This is a genomic window from Streptomyces sp. NPDC042100 (genome assembly GCF_055582325.1).
Genome location: NZ_JBVJDK010000008.1, coordinates 268232 through 285202, shown reverse-complemented (window position 1 = coordinate 285202; position 16971 = coordinate 268232). Strand labels below are relative to the sequence as shown.

Sequence of the window (16971 nt, the reverse complement as noted above, 5' to 3'; positions counted from 1 at the left end):
CAGCTCACTCCCCCACCGGAACCACGGGAACGGCCCGCGCGAAGCCGCCGTCCACCATCAGGTTCGCCACCGTCTCCAGCTCCGGCGGATTGCCCGCCAGCCGCCCGAGGAACTCGTCGAAGTCCGCGCCGCAGGGCAGCAGCAGCCGCTCCACGCGCTCCGCGACCGACCAGCCCGCCGCGAGCTCGCCCGCGTCCCGGGCGTCGTCATAGGCGCAGAACCACACCGAGCCGACCGCCTCGCCCCGCACCTTCACGGCGAGCAGCCCGCCCTGCACGAAGGCCACGCCCAGGTAGTCCTTCGTCAGATGGTCGCGGAGGCACTTGTTCACGTACACCAGGTCGTTGACCCCCGCCTCCTCCCGCACCGTGAAGAAGGGCTGGTCCACCAGCACGCCCCGCTCCGCGTCGAGCGCCGCGCCCACCGGGGCACAGCCGCCCGCCGCCTTCAGGAACGAGCGGTACGCGCCCGGCAGCCGGTACCCGAGGTCCTCCTCGACCCCCTGCACCTGCTGCTCCGACACCGGCATCGCCCGCTTCGGCAGCCCGAAGTGCGCCGGCCGGGTCTCCCGCAGCGGGCGGGTGCCCCGCTTCGCGTGGTCCACCGCCGCCGTCGTCACCCCGCCGTGGTGCCGCAGCAGCGCCTTCACCTCGACCGGGACCAGTTCGAGGCGCCGGGTGTGCGCCACGTGGTGCCAGGTCCAGCCGTGCGGCGTCGCCACCGCCGGGATCGCCTCCCACAGCTCGTGACCGGTCGCGGCCAGCGCCGCGTTCGCCGACACGTAGTCCGTCAGGCGCAGTTCGTCGACGCCGAAGCCCTCCGGCGGATCGGCGATCTCCGCCGCCGCCCGCGCGTACGGCGAGAAGTCCGGGTAGCCGCGCTCGTCCACCCGCACCCCACGGGGGTGCCGGGAGGCCCGGACCGGGTCCGGGAAGTGCACGACCTGCCCGGCGTACGCCGCGTTCGGCGGCACGGTGTCCTGGCCGAGCCGACCTGTCGTCATGGCGGATGCCCCCTGTGACTGCCGGCGGCGGCTGCCGCCGCCTGCTGCTGGTTGGTCCGCACAGCCTAAGCGGTGCCGCCCGCACCCGACCCGGCCCGGCCCGACGTCCCCGCCCCGCCCCGTCCTTGGTGACCGGGTGTCACGACGGCATGACAGGACCGCCATGATTCCGACACACCGAAAGCACGTTTCCGCGCCCCAGCTTCCACATCCGGCACCGCGTTTGGCAGGCTGTTCCAGCAACTCGGGGGATTGCAGGAGGGGAAGAACAGCACCATGCACGCAAGCACCACACCGGCACCATCGCCCACTCAGGGTGACCCACGCCTCAGTTGGGGCAGCGACGCCGACCACCAGCGCGCTCCGTTACTGCGTCACCGCCGCGACGGAATCCTGCCCGCCGTCGGCGCGGCCCTGTCCGTCCGAGGCGAGACCCTCACCTGCACCGCCGCCCGAGGCGAGCAGGCACCCGCGCTGCACCCGCTCGTCCAGGACTTCCTCGACACGCTCACCAGCGGGCAGCGCGAGCGCTTCACCGGACGCTGCCCCGAGGCGATCCTGCTCTCCCGGCACCTCACCGCCGCCGAGGGCACCCGCTCGAAACGGGCCCAGCGCAGACCGCTCACCCAGAGCGAGGCACGCCGGTCCCTCAAGCACGCGAAGCTCACCGCCCGGCGCATCCGCGAGGACGGCGACCCGCTGCACGGCAGCTACGCCACCCCCTGCCGCTCCTGTACGGCGATGCTCGCGCACTTCGGCGTCCGCGCCGTCGACCCCGCCGACGCCTGAGCCGCGCCCCGCACCAGGGCGTCCCCCGTCGGGGACGCCCCGCCCAGAACGGCAGAACCGCACCCATGCCCGACCTGAACAGCACCCGATTCCCGGTCAACGTCGACGCCGCCCTCCGCGAGGCCGGCTGGCAGCCGGGCCGCTGGGACATCAAGCTCGCCGAGGAGTGGGCGGACACCCTGCGCGCCCACGTCACACCCGCCGGACACCGGCACAGCGTCTTCCCCGCCGCCGTCGAGGCGTGGGCCGAGTTCGGCGGGCTGCGCGTCACGGCCCCCGGGCACGGGCGCCAGATAGCGCCCGCCGCCCTCCGCTTCGACCCCCTCGCGGGCATCCACCTCGCCCGCACGCTGGGCGACCTCGGCCGCGCGCTCGACACCGAGCTCGCGCCGCTGGGCGAGGAGGGCGACAGCCACGCGGTCCTCGCGATGGACGTCGAAGGGCGCGTCTACAGCATCGACCACACCGGTGACTGGTACCTGGGCCGCGACATCGACACAGCCCTGTCCACCCTCATCACGGGTACCCAGCCGACCCGGCTGGTCGCGGGCCCGTAACAGCGTCCGGCGGAGCCGCCACCGGCACCCCGCCCCGGATCCGGCACGGGCCCGGCACGGGCCGCGCGGGGGCCCGGCTCAGGCGGCCCCGGCCGCCTCGGCGGACCCGACCACCCCGGTGACCTCCGTCACGGCCCCGGCAGCTCCGGCCTCGGCCTCTCCGGCCTCGGCAGCCCCGGCAGCCCCGGCCTCCGCCTCGGCCACCGGCAGCACCGCGCTCACCCGGAAACCGCCCGCGTCCGTCGGGCCCGACACGAACACGCCGCCCAGCCCGGACACCCGCTCCCGCATCCCCACCAGCCCGTTGCCGCCGCTCGGCAGATGGGCGTCGGCCGCGGTCGCGTCCGAAGGGCCGTTCTCGACCTGCATCGCGACCTCGGCCGCCCGGTGCGCGAGCCGGACCACGACCTCGGCGCCCGCCGCGTGCTTGTGCACGTTGGTCAGCGCCTCCTGGACGACCCGGTACGCCGTCTGCTCCACCTCGGCGCCGTACGCGCGAGGCTCGCCCAGCACCACCAGCTCCACCACGGCACCCGCCTGCCGCGACTGCTCCACCAGCGCCTCCAGCGCCTCCAGACAAGGCCCGCCGTCACCGGCGGCCGCCTCGGCCGCCGCCGCGGCGGCGCGCGCCACGGCGGCCAGCGGCGGGGCCGGGGAGGAGGCGGGCACCTCCTCGCGGAGCACCCCCAGCATCTCGCGGAGCTCCGTGAGCGCCTGGCGCCCCATGTCACCGACCAGTGCCGCGTTCTTCACCGCCTTCTGCGGGTCCTTCAACGCGACCGCCTGGAGCGCCGCCGCGTGCACCACCATCAGCGAGACCCGGTGCGCGACGACGTCGTGCATCTCGCGCGCGATGCGCGTCCGCTCCTCCTGCCGCGCCCACTGGGCCCGCTGCTCCGCGCGGTCGGCGAGCAGCGAGAGCTCCTGCTCCAGGCTGTCGGCGCGCTCGCGCAGCGACTCCATGAGACGGCGCCGGGCGCCTATGTACAGGCCGAAGAGGACCGGCGGGGCGTTGAGGCCCAGGGTCATCAGGAGCGAGACGACGGGGACGTACCAGCCGCTGGGGTCGAAGTCCTGCTGGTTCACCTCGGCGTGGACGACGTCCTTGCGGAGCTCGACCATCGTGACCAGGTAGGCCGCGACGGTGGACATGCCGGCGAGCGCGGCGGTGAGCCGGCGGGGCACCTCGGAGGCGGCCAGCGTGTAGAGGCCGACGACGCCCATCAGATAGCCCATCTCGGCGGGCGTGACGGCGATGGAGACCAGCACGACGGTGATGGGCCAGCGGCGGCGCACCAGCAGCACGGAGCCCACGACGAGGCCGAACAGCACACCGACCGGCACCGGCAGCGACGCCTTGCCGGCGAAGCCGATGCCTTCGAGCCCGCACTCCAGCGCGGACACGACGGCCAGCAGCACGTCGAGCACCACGCTGCGCCGTCTTCCCCACCACCACCATGTACGCGGGGCGCGCGCGCCCTGAGCGTCCTGGTCTGCCCCCGTTGTGGTCATGCCTTCCACCCTACGGGCGAGAGCCAGCGGTTTTCCCGCCGCTGGCGCCGCCCGGAGCGGCGCGCGTCAACGTGTGCGCACACCAGTCGCTCGAACTAATGAATCGACAGGACTTTCGACCCGGACGCCCGCATTCCGAACGACCCTGGGTGTCATGACTTCCGCATCGAGCCGCCGCGCGAACGTCGGATCGCCGGGGCCGCCTCGCGGTCCGCGTCGCGCGAGGCGCCGAGCCGTACCGTCGCATCGGAGGCGGGTGGTGCGGCATAGTAGGTGCCGTCGGCCCGGACAACATGACGGAATGTCCGATTTAGTCGACTTAGCTATCCCCTGTGGTGTAATCGGCAGCACTGGGACCTTTGGAGTCCTATGTCCGGGTTCGAGTCCTGGCAGGGGAGCCGTTCGCACAAGGGTCCCGACCGTCCCGGTCGGGACCCTTACTCATAGCCCGCCCAGTACCCCCCGGTATCCTTCGGACGTCCACCCCCCGAAGCCGAAGGGCACATCCGTGAGCGCCAATCGCCCGGCCGCCGTCGTCGTCCTCGCAGCGGGTGAGGGCACCCGCATGAAGTCGAAGACCCCCAAGGTTCTGCACGAGATCGCCGGGCGTTCGCTCGTCGGGCACGTCGTCTCCGCCGCTCGCGAGCTGGAGCCCGAGGACCTCGTCGTGGTCGTCGGGCACGCGCGGGAGCAGGTCACGGGGCATCTGGACGAGCGGTACGCGGGGACCCGGACCGCCGTGCAGGAGCAGCAGAACGGGACCGGGCACGCGGTGCGCACCGCGCTCGGGGAGCTCGGGCGGGCGCCCGAGGGGACCGTGGTCGTGGTCTGCGGCGACACCCCGCTGCTGTCGGGCGAGACGCTGCGGGCGCTCGCCGAGACGCACGCGGCCGACGGGAACGCCGTGACGGTGCTGACGGCCGAGGTGCCGGACGCCACCGGTTACGGGCGGATCGTGCGGGACGAGGCCACCGGCGCCGTCACCGCGATCGTCGAGCACAAGGACGCCTCCGACGCGCAGCGCGCGATCCGGGAGATCAACTCCGGGGTGTTCGCGTTCGACGGCACGCTGCTGGCGGACGCGCTGGGCAAGGTGCGGACGGACAACAGCCAGGGCGAGGAGTACCTCACCGACGTGCTGTCGATCCTGCGCGAGGCCGGACACCGGGTGGGCGCCTCCGTGGCCGGGGACCACCGGGAGATCCTCGGGATCAACAACCGGGTGCAGCTGTCCGAGGCCCGCGCGCTGCTGAACCGGCGGCTGCTGGAGCGGGCGATGCTCGCCGGCGTGACCGTGGTGGACCCGGGTTCGACGTTCGTGGACGTCACGGTGACCTTCGAGCCGGACGCGGTGGTGCTGCCGAACACGCTGCTGCTGGGTGCGACGCACGTGGGCGAGGACGCCGTGGTGGGTCCGAACACGCGGCTGACGGACACCACGGTGGCGCGCGGGGCGCGAGTGGACAACACGGTGGCCGACTCGGCCGTGGTGGGCGAGGGCGCCTCGGTGGGCCCCTTCGCGTATCTGCGCCCGGGGACGAAGCTGGGCGCGAAGGCGAAGGCCGGCACGTATGTCGAGATGAAGAACGCCGTGGTGGGCGAGGGGACGAAGGTCCCCCATCTGTCGTACGTGGGTGACGCGACGATCGGCGACTACACGAACATCGGCGCGGCGAGCGTCTTCGTGAACTACGACGGCGAGGCCAAGCACCACACGACGATCGGTTCCCACTGCCGTACGGGTTCGGACAACATGTTTGTGGCACCCATCACGATCGGGGACGGGGCGTACACCGCCGCCGGGTCCGTGATCACGAAGGATGTGCCGCCGGGTTCGCTGGCCGTCGCCCGTGGCCAGCAGCGGAATATCGAGGGCTGGGTGGCCCGCAAGCGGCCGGGCAGTGCCGCCGCGCAGGCCGCTCAGGCCGCGTCCGAGGACTCCGTCGGCGCAAGCTGACCGGAAACGAGTACGTCGAACTCGGCGTACCGTGATACGTGCACACAAATTCGGCTGGCTCGCACACGCGCTCGGGAGCGCGGGTATCCGTGGCCAGAGAAACCGTCGAGGAGACAGTGCTGTGACCGGGATCAAGACGACCGGCGAGAAGAAGCTGATGCTCTTCTCCGGCCGCGCCCACCCCGAGCTGGCCGAGGAGGTCGCGCACCAGCTGGGCGTCGGCATCGTGCCGACCAAGGCTTTCGACTTCGCCAACGGTGAGATCTACGTCCGCTTCCAGGAGTCGGCGCGCGGCGCGGACTGCTTCCTGATCCAGAGCCACACGGCTCCGATCAACAAGTGGATCATGGAGCAGCTGATCATGATCGATGCTCTGAAGCGGGCCTCGGCCCGGAGCATCACCGTGATCATCCCGTCCTACGGCTACGCCCGTCAGGACAAGAAGCACCGCGGTCGCGAGCCGATCTCGGCCCGTCTGGTCGCCGATCTGCTGAAGACCGCGGGTGCGGACCGCATCCTGACGGTCGACCTGCACACGGACCAGATCCAGGGCTTCTTCGACGGCCCGGTGGACCACCTCTCGGCGCTGCCGGTCCTCGCGGACTACGTGGGCGCGAAGGTGGACCGCTCGAAGCTGACGATCGTGTCCCCGGACGCCGGCCGCGTGCGTGTGGCGGACCGCTGGTGCGACCGCCTGGACGCGCCGCTGGCGATCGTCCACAAGCGCCGTGACAAGGACGTCGCCAACCAGGTGACCGTCCACGAGGTCGTCGGCGACGTGAAGGGCCGCGTGTGCGTCCTGGTGGACGACATGGTCGACACCGGCGGCACGATCTGCGCGGCCGCGGACGCCCTGTTCGCGCACGGCGCCGAGGACGTCATCGTGACGGCGACGCACGGCATCCTGTCGGGCCCGGCCGCCGACCGCCTGAAGAACTCGAAGGTCAGCGAGTTCGTGTTCACGGACACGCTGCCGGACCCGGGCTCCCTGGAGCTCGACAAGATCACGGTGCTGTCGATCGCCCCGTCGATCGCCGCCGCGGTGCGCGAGGTCTTCGAGGACGGTTCGGTCACGAGCCTCTTCGAGGAGCACTGAGCCTCGTAGCCCCTGGGCACGCGTAAGGGCCGCTCCCCTCGGGGGAGCGGCCCTTACGCGTGCCCCACGTGATCCACGTGATCCATTTGGGCCCCTGGTGAGCTGCGGCTAGACTGTCGTGGTTGCTCGGCGAGGGAGGCCGGATCCTGTGGATCCGGCGGTCCGTTATCGACGCGCTCTTCGTAGCAGGCCATCGCCAGTCGTGGCCGGGTGACAGTCACAGACGTCACCACCCATACGAGGAGTGCACATGTCCGAGGTCAAGCTCGCCGCCGCCGTCCGCACCGAGTTCGGCAAGGGCGCCGCCCGCGCCATCCGCCGCGCCAGCCAGGTCCCCGCCGTCGTCTACGGCCACGGCTCGGAGCCGGCCCACATCACCCTTCCGGCTCACGAGCTGGGCATGGCGCTGCGTACGCCGAACGTCCTGCTCTCCCTGGACATCGACGGCAAGAACGAGCTGGCGCTCCCGAAGGCCGTCCAGCGCGACGCCATCAAGGGCTTCCTCATCCACGTCGACCTGCTCCTCGTGAAGCGCGGCGAGAAGGTCACCGTCGAGATCCCCGTCCAGGCCGAGGGCGACCTCGCCGCCGGTGGCAACCTGCTGGAGCACGTGCTCGGCACCCTCTCCGTCGAGGCCGAGGCCACCCACCTCCCCGAGGCCGTCACGGTCTCCGTCGAGGGCCTGGAGGCCGGTGCCTCCATCCTCGCCAAGGACATCGTCCTGCCCGCCGGCGCCTCCCTGGTGACCGACGCCGACGCCGTCGTCCTGCAGGTCCTGGCCGCGCAGGCCGAGGAGCCGGCCGCCGAGGGCGACGCCGCCGCCGAGGGCGACGAGGCCTGAGCCGTAGGCTCTGCCTGACCTGACGGGGTGACGGACCGGGAACGGTCCGCCACCCCGTTTCTTTCTTCACGTTCACACCTGTACGCATTCGAGGAGACGTGCACCAGATGACGGACGACGCGAACGCCCCCTGGCTGATCGTCGGCCTCGGCAACCCGGGCCCCGAGTACGCGGGCAACCGGCACAACGTGGGCTTCATGGTGGCGGACCTGCTGGCCGAGCGGATCGGCGGCCGGTTCAAGCGGGCGCAGAAGGCGCAGGCGCAGGTGGTGGAGGGCCGGATGGGCCCGCCCGGACCGGCGAACCGGCGGGTGGTGCTGGCCAAGCCGATGTCGTACATGAACCTGTCGGGCGGCCCGGTGACGGCGCTGCGCGACTTCTACAAGGTGCCGACGGCGCGCATCGTGGCGGTCCACGACGAGCTGGACATCGACTACGGGGTGCTGCGGCTGAAGATCGGCGGCGGCGACAACGGGCACAACGGCCTGAAGTCGATGACGAAGTCGATGGGCGCCGAGTACCACCGGCTGCGCTTCGGTATCGGCCGGCCGCCGGGCCGGATGCAGGTCGCGGACTTCGTCCTGAAGGACTTCTCGTCGACCGAGCGCAAGGAGCTGGACTACTTCGTGGACCGGGCGGCGGACGCGGTGGAGTGCCTGGTGACGGAGGGCCTGGAACGGGCCCAGTCCGCGTACAACTCCTAACGCCCGCGCGGTACGACGGTACGATCGCGGGTCATGACGCTCGCCCGTAACGCCGCCATGGCCCTCGTCGTGCTGCTCCTGCTCGTCGCGGGCGCCTGGTCGTCCTGGAACACGGCCCAGCACGTGCTGCTCCCGAAGGGGCGCGAGCACGGGACGCTGCTGGTGACGGGCTGCGACGACGAGACGTGCAGCGGGCGGTACGTGTCCGACGACCCGGCTTCGGGGCTGCGGGCGGTGACGATCGCGCACTCGGTGGCGGCGCGGAAGGGCGAGACGCTGCCGGTGGTGGTGAAGCCGGGGACGCGGGAGGCGGTCCGCACGGGCTGGGGTGGCGGGCTGCACGCGTGGCTGCCGCTGGGCGGGGCGCTGCTGCTGGCGGCGCCGCTGATCGGCGGCGGGATGCGGCTGCCGAGGACGGCGTGGTCGGCGGCGGGCGCGGGGGCGGCGGTGCTGGTGGCCACGTTCTTCGCGCTCTGACGGGCTCGCGCGCCGCCGGGCTCGTGCCCGGCCCCTCCTCACGCTCTGGCGATTTTCGGCCATCCTGGCCTGATGCCAGGCAAATCGTTATCACCTCTGGGTTAAGGGTGACTTAAAGCGACGGATAGGCTGCCTCCGCGCCGCCCCCCACGGCTACCCATCCCACTTGGACGACAGCACATGCGACGATCCCTCATACCCGCCGCGCTGGTCGCGGCCACGGCCGGCTCCCTGGTCCTGGCGCCGAGCGCGCTCGCCGGCGGCAAGCCCCACGGCGACAACGGCACCGTCAAGATCCACGACTCCAGGACCGGCGAGGAGTTCAAGCAGAACGAGCCCAAGGTCTGCTCGTTCTACCTGGACGCCTTCGGCTTCGACGCCGGCCAGAAGGTCCAGTGGCACATCGAGGCCTGGGCCGACAACCCGAAGGACAAGGGCACCACGGTCAAGGACGGCACCCTCGTCCTCGACGCCGACGGGCACGAGCGCACCGCGGACATGACCCTTCCGAACGGCCAGTACAAGCTGTTCTGGAACTTCGAGGGCGAGAACGGCCGCGCCAAGCAGAAGGTCTTCAAGACCGACTGCGAGCCCGGCGAACCCGAGCAGCCCGGCACCCCCAGCCCCTCGGACACCCCGACCGGCGGCACCCCGAGCCCCTCCGACACGCCGACCGGCGGCACGCCCAGCCCCTCGGACACCCCGAGCGGCACCCCGAGCGGCACCCCGAGCGGCACACCGTCCGGGACGCCCTCCGGCACCCCGGGCACCGGCACCGAGACGCCCGGCGGCTCCGAGTCGCCGTCCGCCTCCGCCTCCGTCACCACCCCCGGCGCCACCGCGAGTGACGGCACCTCGGGCTCCGGCGGTTCCACCGGCGGCGACCTGGCCCAGACCGGCTCCGGCGCCCCCGTCGGCGTCCTCGCCGCCGTCGCCGCCGTCCTCGCGGGCGCCGGCGCCTTCCTGGTGAGCCGCCGCCGCAAGGCCCAGCGGCACTGAGCCGGACCCCTGGACGTGACGGTGCCCCCGCGGGATCTCCCGCGGGGGCACCGTCACGTCCAGGGGTGGGCGGCCGTCAGCCGGTGTTGCGCAGGCCCGCCGCCACGCCGTTCACCGTGAGCAGCAGCGCCCGGGACAGCAGCGGGTCCGGGTCCTCGCCGCGCTCGGCGGCGGCCCGCTGACGGGCCAGCAGGGCGACCTGGAGGTAGGAGATCGGGTCCAGGTAGGCGTCGCGGATGGCGAAGGTCTGCTGGAGCGCCGGGTTGGAGTCGAGCAGCTTCTCCCCGCCCGTCACCCTCAGGACCTCGGCGACGGTCAGGTCGTGCTCGGCCTGGATGGCGTCGAAGACGTGCTGGAGCTCCTCGGGGACGAGGGTGTCGACGTAGTGCCGGGCGATCCGCAGGTCCGTCTTCGCGAGCGTCATCTCCACGTTGGAGAGGAAGTTGCGGAAGAAGTGCCAGTGCTCGTGCATCTCGCCGAGGACCTCTTCGAGACCGGCCTCGCGCAGCGCCTTGAGGCCGGAGCCGACGCCGAACCAGCCGGGGACGATCTGGCGGGACTGGGTCCAGCCGAACACCCACGGGATGGCCCGCAGCCCGTCGAGGGAGACGCCCGAGCCGGGGCGGCGGGACGGCCGCGAGCCCAGGTGGAGGTCGGCGAGCTGGTCGACGGGGGTCGAGGCGAGGAAGTACGTCGGCAGGTCCGGGTCCTCGACCAGCCGGCGGTACGCGGAGTGGGCGGCGTCCGAGACGGTGTCCATGGCCGCGTCCCAGCGGGCCAGCGACTCGCCGGACTGACGGGGCGCCGTGTGCAGGGCGGAGGCCTGGAGCGTGGCGGCGACCGTGAGCTCCAGGTTCTCCCGGGCCAGCGACGGGATCAGGTACTTGTCGGAGATGACCTCGCCCTGCTCGGTCACCTTGATCTCGCCCTCCAGGGTGCCCCAGGGCTGGGCGAGGATCGCGTCGTGCGAGGGGCCGCCGCCCCGGCCGACGGTGCCGCCCCGGCCGTGGAAGAGGCGCAGCCGCACGCCGTAGCGGTGGGCGACGTCGCGGAGCCGGCGCTGGGCGCGGTGGATCTCCCACTGGGAGGTGGTGATGCCGCCGAACTTGGAGGAGTCCGAGTAGCCGAGCATGACCTCCTGGACGTCGCCGCGCAGCGAGACGAGGCGCCGGTAGGAGGGGTCGGCCAGCATGTCGTTGAGGATGACGTCGGCGGCGCGGAGCTCGTCGGTGGTCTCCAGGAGCGGCACGATGCCGATCTCGGCCCAGCCGGCGTGCAGGTCGATCAGGCCGGCCTCGCGGGCGAGGACGGTGGCGGCGAAGACGTCGTCGGCGCCCTGGCACATCGAGATGATGTAGGACTCGATGACCTCGGGGCCGAAGCGCTCGAAAGCCTCCTTGACGGTGTGGAAGACGCCGAGGGTCTTCTGTCCGGCCGGGTCGAGCGGGGCGGGGGTGGGCGCCAGCGGGCGGCGCGACCTGAGCTCCTTGGCGAGCAGCTTCTGCCGGTAGTCGCGCGGCATGTCGGCGTAGCGCCAGGACTCCTCGCCGAGCCGGTCGAAGAGCTGCCCGAGGGCGTGGTGGTGGGCGTCGGCGTGCTCGCGGACGTCCATGGTGGCGAGCTGGAGGCCGAACGCGGACAGGGTGCGGATGGTGCGGTCCATCCGGCCGTCGGCGAACAGGCCGCCGCGGTGTTCGCGCAGCGAGCTCTGGATCAGGGTGAGGTCGCGGAGCAGCTCGGCGGTACCGAGGTAGTCGCGGCCCTCGACGTGCGGGGTGCCGGTGGCGAGCCGCTCGCGGGTGTTGACCAGCTTCTGGCGCACGCAGGTCGCCTTGAGCCGGTAGGGCTCCTCGGAGTTGAGGCGCTTGTAGCGGGGGCTGATCTCCGGGAGGCGCTCCAGGTCGGCCTGGAGCGAGTCGAGCAGCTCCTGGGTGGCGCCCGTGTAGCGGATGGAGTTGGAGAGCAGGCCGCGCAGGTAGTCGACGAGTTCGAGGGCGTCGGTGATGCCGTGCTCGTGCTGGAGGATCAGCACGTCCCAGGTGACCTGCGGGGTCACGTTGGGGTTGCCGTCGCGGTCGCCGCCGATCCAGGTGCCGAAGGTGAGCGGGCGGGTGCCGGCGGGCAGTTCGAAGCCGACCCGCTCCAGCTCGGCGGCGAGGTCCTCCAGGACGTCGCCGACGGCGTTGCCGTGCAGCTCGTCGAGGTAGTAGATCGCGTTGCGGGCCTCGTCGGCGGGCTCGGGGCGGACCACGCGGAGCTCGTCGGTCTGCCAGATGAGGTCGATGTTCTCGGCGAGCCGCAGGTCGTGGCGGCGCCGGTCGGCCTCGATGACCGGGGTCTCCAGGAGCACGGCGATGCGCCGCAGCTTGTTGAGGACCGAGCGGCGGGCGGCCTCGGTGGGGTGCGCGGTGAACACCGGCCGCACGTTGAGGTTCTTGATCGTCTCGCGTACGTGCTCGGGGTCGCCGTCCTTGAGCATGTCGGCGGTGCGGGCGAGCAGCCCGCCCTCCGCGGCGCGCCTGTCGCGCATCTCACGTCCGCGGTGCACCTGCTCGGTCACGTTGGCGAGGTGGAAGTAGGTGGAGAAGGCCCGTACGAGGCGGGCGGCGGTCTCCAGCTCGACGCCGCGCAGCAGCTCGGCTGCGGCCTCGCCGTCCTCGCGCGTGAGGCGGCGGACCTTCTCGACGAGGTCCAGGAGCTCCGGGCCCTCCTGGCGGACGAGCGTCTCGCCCAGCAGGTCGCCCAGTCGGCGGATGTCGGAACGCAGCTCGGCGCTGGCGGTGGAGGTCTGGTCGGCACTGCTCACAGGTGCGGCTCCTTGCAGTGTTTGAGCACGTCTGGAGGGGTACTGGAGGCTTGCGGACCGCGCTGTCCGACGCACCAAGGATAGGTGTCCGATCAGGCGGCACGGGCAACGCCCCGGCTGAGGACCTCTTGCCGGGCGCCGACGCGCTGCCATACTTACGTCGCCGTAGGTTACGGGAGCGTAGCCACGGCCCCTTTTCCGTACCCCTCCCCCACCCTCAGCCCCCAGGGACACGTATGACCATCAGCCCCGAGGTGATCTCGGAATCCGCCGCCGGCTCAGGGGAACGGGGGACCGCGCCGGTCCCGCCCTCCGCCACGCTGGGCGGTGACAGCAAGCGGTCGGTCGAGCAGGTCACCCTGCTGCTGTTCATCGCGGTGCCGTTCCTGGCCCTGGTCGCGGCGGTGCCGCTGGCCTGGGGCTGGGGTGTGAGCTGGCTCGATCTGGGCCTGCTGACGGCGATGTACTTCATCGGCTGCCACGGCATCACGATCGGCTTCCACCGCTACTTCACGCACGGCTCGTTCAAGGCGAAGCGCCCGCTGCGGATCGCGCTGGCGATCATGGGATCGCTGGCGGTGGAGGGGCCGCTGGTGCGCTGGGTGGCGGATCACCGCAAGCACCACAAGTTCTCCGACGCGGAGGGCGACCCGCATTCGCCGTGGCGGTTCGGGGAGACGGTGCCGGCCCTGATGAAGGGGCTGTGGTGGGCGCACATCGGCTGGATGTTCGACGAGGAGCAGACGCCGCAGCACAAGTACGCGCCCGATCTGATCAAGGACCCGGCGATCCGCCGGATCTCCCGCCAGTTCGTGCTGTGGACCGTGGTGTCGCTGGCGATCCCGCCGCTGGTGGGCGGTCTGGTGACGATGTCGTGGTGGGGCGCGTTCACGGCGTTCTTCTGGGGCTCGCTGGTGCGGGTGGCGCTGCTGCACCACGTGACCTGGTCGATCAACTCGATCTGCCACGCGGTGGGCAAGCGCCCCTTCAAGTCGCGGGACCGCTCGGGCAACGTGTGGTGGCTGGCGGTGCTGTCCTGCGGGGAGTCCTGGCACAACCTGCACCACGCGGACCCGACCTCGGCCCGGCACGGCGTGCTGAAGGGCCAGGTGGACTCCAGCGCGCGGCTGATCCGCTGGTTCGAACAGCTCGGCTGGGCCTCCGACGTGCGCTGGCCGGCCGCCGCCCGCATCGACGCCCGGCGCCAGGACACCCCCGCCGACGCGGCATGATGGAAGACGTGGCGATCACAGGCAGCGCAGGCGGTACCGGCAGCACCGGCAGTACGAGCGAACCCAAGCCCCGGCGGGGCCGTCGGGTGCGGATGACGGGTGCGGAGCGCCGGGAGCAGCTCCTTGACATCGGCCGCACCCTCTTCGCGGAGAAGGGTTTCGAGGGCACGTCGGTGGAGGAGATCGCGGCGAAGGCCGGGGTGTCGAAGCCGGTGGTGTACGAGCACTTCGGCGGCAAGGAGGGCCTGTACGCGGTCGTGGTGGACCGGGAGATGCGCCAGCTGCTGGACATGGTGACGGGGGCCCTGACCGCCGGGCATCCGCGCGAGCTGCTGGAGCAGGCGGCCTTCGCGCTGCTGGATTACATCGAGCGGTATACGGACGGCTTCCGGATCCTGGTCCGGGACTCGCCGGTGGCGCAGTCGACGGGCACCTTCGCCTCGCTGATCAGCGACATCGCCACGCAGGTGGAGGACATCCTGGGGCTGGAGTTCAAGGCCCGCGGCTTCGACCCGAAGCTGGCCCCGCTGTACGCGCAGGCCCTGGTGGGCAGTGTGGCGCTGACCGGGCAGTGGTGGCTGGACGTGCGCCGGCCGAAGAAGGCGGAGGTCGCGGCGCACCTGGTGAACCTGGCCTGGCACGGCCTGGACGGGCTGGAGCAGAAGCCCCGGCTGATAGGGCACCGCAAGAACTGACGGCTTCCACGGGGCCCGGGGACGGGGGCGTCGCACGCGCGGGCGTGCGGCGCCCCCGTCCCCGTGTCACGCGCGGGTTCTGGTGGCGACGGCGAAGATCCTGCGGAACGGGAAGGCGGTGCCGTGCGGGCCCGGGGGGTAGGCCTCGCGGAGCCGCTCGCGGTACTGGGCCAGGAAGGCCTCGGTGGCGGCCCGGTCGTCGCGCAGGGCGGTGAGCACGGGCCGCAGGGCGGTGCCCTTGACCCAGTCGAGGACGGGGTCCTCGCCGGGCAGGAGCTGGATGTAGGTGGTCTCCCAGACGTCCGTCTCGCAGCCGAGGTCGGCGAGCCGGCGGAGGTAGTCGGCGGGTTCCAGGATGTGGACGTAGCGCCGGCCCTGGTCGCCGAGGCGCCCGCGCCACTCGGGGGTCTCGCAGAGTTCGCCGAGCAGGGCGTGGCTGGGCGAGGTGAAGTTGCCGGGGACCTGGAAGGCGAAGGTGCCGCCGGGGCGCAGTCCGGCGATCCAGGGGGCGAAGGACTCGGGATGGTTCGGCACCCATTGGAGGGCCGCGTTGGAGACGATCAGGTCGTACGGCTCCTCGGGGGTCCAGTGGGCCGCGTCGGCGGCGCGGAAGTCGAGCCAGCCGCCGCCCGCCGTGGTGCCCGCCCAGTCCTTCTCGGCGCGTTCCAGCATCTCGGGCGAGAGGTCGAGGCCGGTGATGTGGGCGTCGGGCCAGCGGTCGGCGAGGAGGGCGGTGACGTTGCCGGGGCCGCAGCCGAGGTCGGCGATCCGGGCGGGCCGGCCGTCGGCGGCGGGGAGCCGGGGTATTCGGGCGAGCAGGTCGACGAAGGGGCGGGTGCGGTGGCCCGCGTGGCGGAGGTACTGCTGTGGGTCCCATGTCGGTGCGGCGGATTCCACGGAATGCATGTTCGAAGCCCCCTTGCTGGAACGAGTTGCCGAAGCGGAACGGAGTTCCGGCCCGGTCCCTTCCCCATAGTCCAGGAGACTATATCTCTATGTCAAGATTCTCGTCATCGAGATACTTGAAAACGAGAGACTTAATACCAAGAGACTTTATGTCAACAGACCCTCTACACTGATCGTCATGGAGGACGAGGTCGACCGGCTGGTCGCTGCATGGCGCCGAGAGCGCCCGGACCTCGACGTGGAACCGCTCGAGGTGCTCAGCCGTGTCTCACGCCTGGCCCGGCACCTCGACCGCGCCCGTCGGCTCGCCTTCTCCGAGCACCAGCTGGAGCCCTGGGAGTTCGACGTCCTCACCTCGCTCCGCCGGGCCGGCGCGCCCTACCAGCTCTCCCCCGGCCAGCTCCTCACCCAGACCCTGGTCACCTCGGGCACCATGACCAACCGCATCGACCGGCTCACCAAGAAGGGCCTCGTCGAGCGGCTGCCCGACCCCAGCGACCGGCGCGGCGTGCTGGTCCGCCTCACCCCCGAGGGCCGCGACCGCGCCGACCAGGCGCTCGCCGGGCTGCTCGCCCAGGAGCGGGCGATCCTGGCCCGCCTCTCGCGCACCGAGCGCGCCGAACTGGCCGCGCTGCTACGCCAGCTGACCGCTCCGTTCGACAACATCCCCGGCTAGGGCGGCCCCCGGCGGCTCCTCCGCCGGGCCCACCCCGGCCCGCCGGGCCAGCGCCACGGCGGCCAGCGTCGAGTGCACGCCCAGCTTGCCCAGCACGTTCTGCATATGCGTACGGACCGTGTGCGGCGACAGGAACAGGCGCTCCGCCACCGCCTTGCGCCCCAGCCCGGCCACCATGCAGCGCAGCACCTCCCGCTCGCGCGGGGTCAGCGACTCCACCAGCCGCTCGCTCTCCGTCCGGTGCTTGCGGGCCTCCGTCAGCTCCCGCAGCACCCCCGTGAGCAGCGCGGGCGGCAGATGGGTCTCGTCCCGCAGCACCCCGCGCACCACGGCGAGCAGCCGTTGCAGCGAGCAGTCCTTGGCCACCCAGCCCCAGGCACCCGCCTGGAGCGCCAGGGCCGCCCGCCGGGCGTCGTCCTTCTCCGCGAGGACCACGCAGCGCAGCCCCGGCCGCCCCTCGCGCACCCCCGCGACCAGCGCGACCCCGTCGCCGCCGCCGAGGTCGGCGTCGACCAGCATCACGTCGAAGCGGCGCCCCTCCCCCGCCGCGCGGTCCAGGCAGCGCAGCGCCGCCGGGCCGCTGCCCGCGGCGGTGACGTCGACGTCGGGCTCCGCCGCGAGGGCGGCGGCGAGCGACTCGGCGAAGATGCGGTGATCGTCCACCACGAGAACCCGGATACGGGCCACGGACACTCCCAAGTGTCGAGGAACGGCCCGGCGC

At 72.2% G+C, this 16971-nt stretch carries 16 protein-coding genes and 1 tRNA gene; 12 read left to right on the top strand and 5 right to left on the bottom strand.

What is annotated here, in order from left to right:
* Positions 1-4 precede the first annotated feature (4 nt).
* Positions 5-1003 (bottom strand): HNH endonuclease, encoded by a 999-nt coding sequence (locus ACZ6J5_RS20280; RefSeq protein WP_469393360.1) that lies wholly within the window; start codon positions 1001-1003, stop codon positions 5-7.
* 276 nt (positions 1004-1279) lie between these two features.
* On the opposite strand from ACZ6J5_RS20280, the gene ACZ6J5_RS20275 reads away from it, so the two are divergent.
* Positions 1280-1792, top strand: a complete 513-nt coding sequence (locus ACZ6J5_RS20275) for a YwqJ-related putative deaminase (protein ID WP_469393358.1) — start codon at positions 1280-1282, stop codon at positions 1790-1792.
* 65 nt (positions 1793-1857) lie between these two features.
* A complete protein-coding gene (locus tag ACZ6J5_RS20270; RefSeq protein WP_469393356.1) occupies positions 1858-2349 on the top strand; it encodes an SUKH-3 domain-containing protein in 492 nt (163 codons plus the stop codon).
* Positions 2350-2427: 78 nt separating this feature from the next.
* On the opposite strand, the gene ACZ6J5_RS20265 is transcribed toward ACZ6J5_RS20270, so the two are convergent.
* Complete coding sequence (locus tag ACZ6J5_RS20265; RefSeq protein WP_469393354.1) at positions 2428-3861, bottom strand: sensor histidine kinase; 1434 nt, start codon at positions 3859-3861, stop codon at positions 2428-2430.
* A 326-nt stretch (positions 3862-4187) separates the two neighbouring features.
* On the opposite strand from ACZ6J5_RS20265, the gene ACZ6J5_RS20260 reads away from it, so the two are divergent.
* The 7 genes from ACZ6J5_RS20260 to ACZ6J5_RS20230 all read left to right on the top strand — a co-directional run bounded on the left by ACZ6J5_RS20260 (position 4188) and on the right by ACZ6J5_RS20230 (position 9935).
* Positions 4188-4259 (top strand) — tRNA-Gln (locus ACZ6J5_RS20260).
* 110 nt (positions 4260-4369) lie between these two features.
* Positions 4370-5818 (top strand): bifunctional UDP-N-acetylglucosamine diphosphorylase/glucosamine-1-phosphate N-acetyltransferase GlmU, encoded by a 1449-nt coding sequence (gene glmU, locus ACZ6J5_RS20255; RefSeq protein WP_469393352.1) that lies wholly within the window; start codon positions 4370-4372, stop codon positions 5816-5818.
* 121 nt (positions 5819-5939) lie between these two features.
* Positions 5940-6914, top strand: a complete 975-nt coding sequence (locus ACZ6J5_RS20250; protein ID WP_469393350.1) for a ribose-phosphate diphosphokinase — start codon at positions 5940-5942, stop codon at positions 6912-6914.
* 250 nt (positions 6915-7164) lie between these two features.
* The gene (locus tag ACZ6J5_RS20245; RefSeq protein WP_469393348.1) at positions 7165-7755 is read left to right on the top strand and encodes a 50S ribosomal protein L25/general stress protein Ctc; all 591 of its coding nucleotides are present in this window, start codon (positions 7165-7167) and stop codon (positions 7753-7755) included.
* A gap of 107 nt (positions 7756-7862) precedes the next feature.
* Positions 7863-8459, top strand: coding sequence for an aminoacyl-tRNA hydrolase (gene pth, locus ACZ6J5_RS20240; protein WP_469393346.1), 597 nt, complete (start codon positions 7863-7865; stop codon positions 8457-8459).
* Positions 8460-8492: 33 nt separating this feature from the next.
* Positions 8493-8936, top strand: coding sequence for a hypothetical protein (locus tag ACZ6J5_RS20235; RefSeq protein ID WP_469393344.1), 444 nt, complete (start codon positions 8493-8495; stop codon positions 8934-8936).
* 180 nt (positions 8937-9116) lie between these two features.
* The gene (locus ACZ6J5_RS20230; protein WP_469393343.1) at positions 9117-9935 is read left to right on the top strand and encodes an LPXTG cell wall anchor domain-containing protein; all 819 of its coding nucleotides are present in this window, start codon (positions 9117-9119) and stop codon (positions 9933-9935) included.
* 76 nt (positions 9936-10011) lie between these two features.
* On the opposite strand, the gene ppc is transcribed toward ACZ6J5_RS20230, so the two are convergent.
* Positions 10012-12741, bottom strand: a complete 2730-nt coding sequence (gene ppc, locus ACZ6J5_RS20225; protein ID WP_469393341.1) for a phosphoenolpyruvate carboxylase — start codon at positions 12739-12741, stop codon at positions 10012-10014.
* A gap of 236 nt (positions 12742-12977) precedes the next feature.
* Between ppc and ACZ6J5_RS20220 the strand changes: the two genes are divergently transcribed.
* Together ACZ6J5_RS20220 and ACZ6J5_RS20215 are read left to right on the top strand one after the other, a co-directional pair.
* Positions 12978-13973: an acyl-CoA desaturase gene (locus tag ACZ6J5_RS20220; protein WP_469393339.1), complete on the top strand. Its 996-nt coding sequence runs from the start codon at positions 12978-12980 to the stop codon at positions 13971-13973.
* Entirely contained in the window at positions 13973-14668 is a 696-nt protein-coding gene (locus ACZ6J5_RS20215) for a TetR/AcrR family transcriptional regulator (protein ID WP_469393587.1), read from the top strand. The genes ACZ6J5_RS20220 and ACZ6J5_RS20215 overlap by 1 nt, the downstream gene beginning before the upstream one ends.
* A gap of 66 nt (positions 14669-14734) precedes the next feature.
* Here ACZ6J5_RS20215 and ACZ6J5_RS20210 read toward each other — a convergent pair whose 3' ends face one another.
* Complete coding sequence (locus ACZ6J5_RS20210) at positions 14735-15574, bottom strand: trans-aconitate 2-methyltransferase (RefSeq protein WP_469393337.1); 840 nt, start codon at positions 15572-15574, stop codon at positions 14735-14737.
* Between the two features lie 178 nt (positions 15575-15752).
* Here ACZ6J5_RS20210 and ACZ6J5_RS20205 point away from each other — a divergent pair, with 178 nt between their 5' ends.
* Positions 15753-16250, top strand: coding sequence for a MarR family winged helix-turn-helix transcriptional regulator (locus ACZ6J5_RS20205; RefSeq protein ID WP_362475398.1), 498 nt, complete (start codon positions 15753-15755; stop codon positions 16248-16250).
* Here the strand turns inward: ACZ6J5_RS20205 and ACZ6J5_RS20200 are convergent.
* The gene (locus tag ACZ6J5_RS20200; protein ID WP_469393335.1) at positions 16209-16937 is read right to left on the bottom strand and encodes a LuxR C-terminal-related transcriptional regulator; all 729 of its coding nucleotides are present in this window, start codon (positions 16935-16937) and stop codon (positions 16209-16211) included. The two genes, ACZ6J5_RS20205 and ACZ6J5_RS20200, sit on opposite strands and share 42 nt — an antisense overlap.
* Positions 16938-16971: the final 34 nt, after the last annotated feature.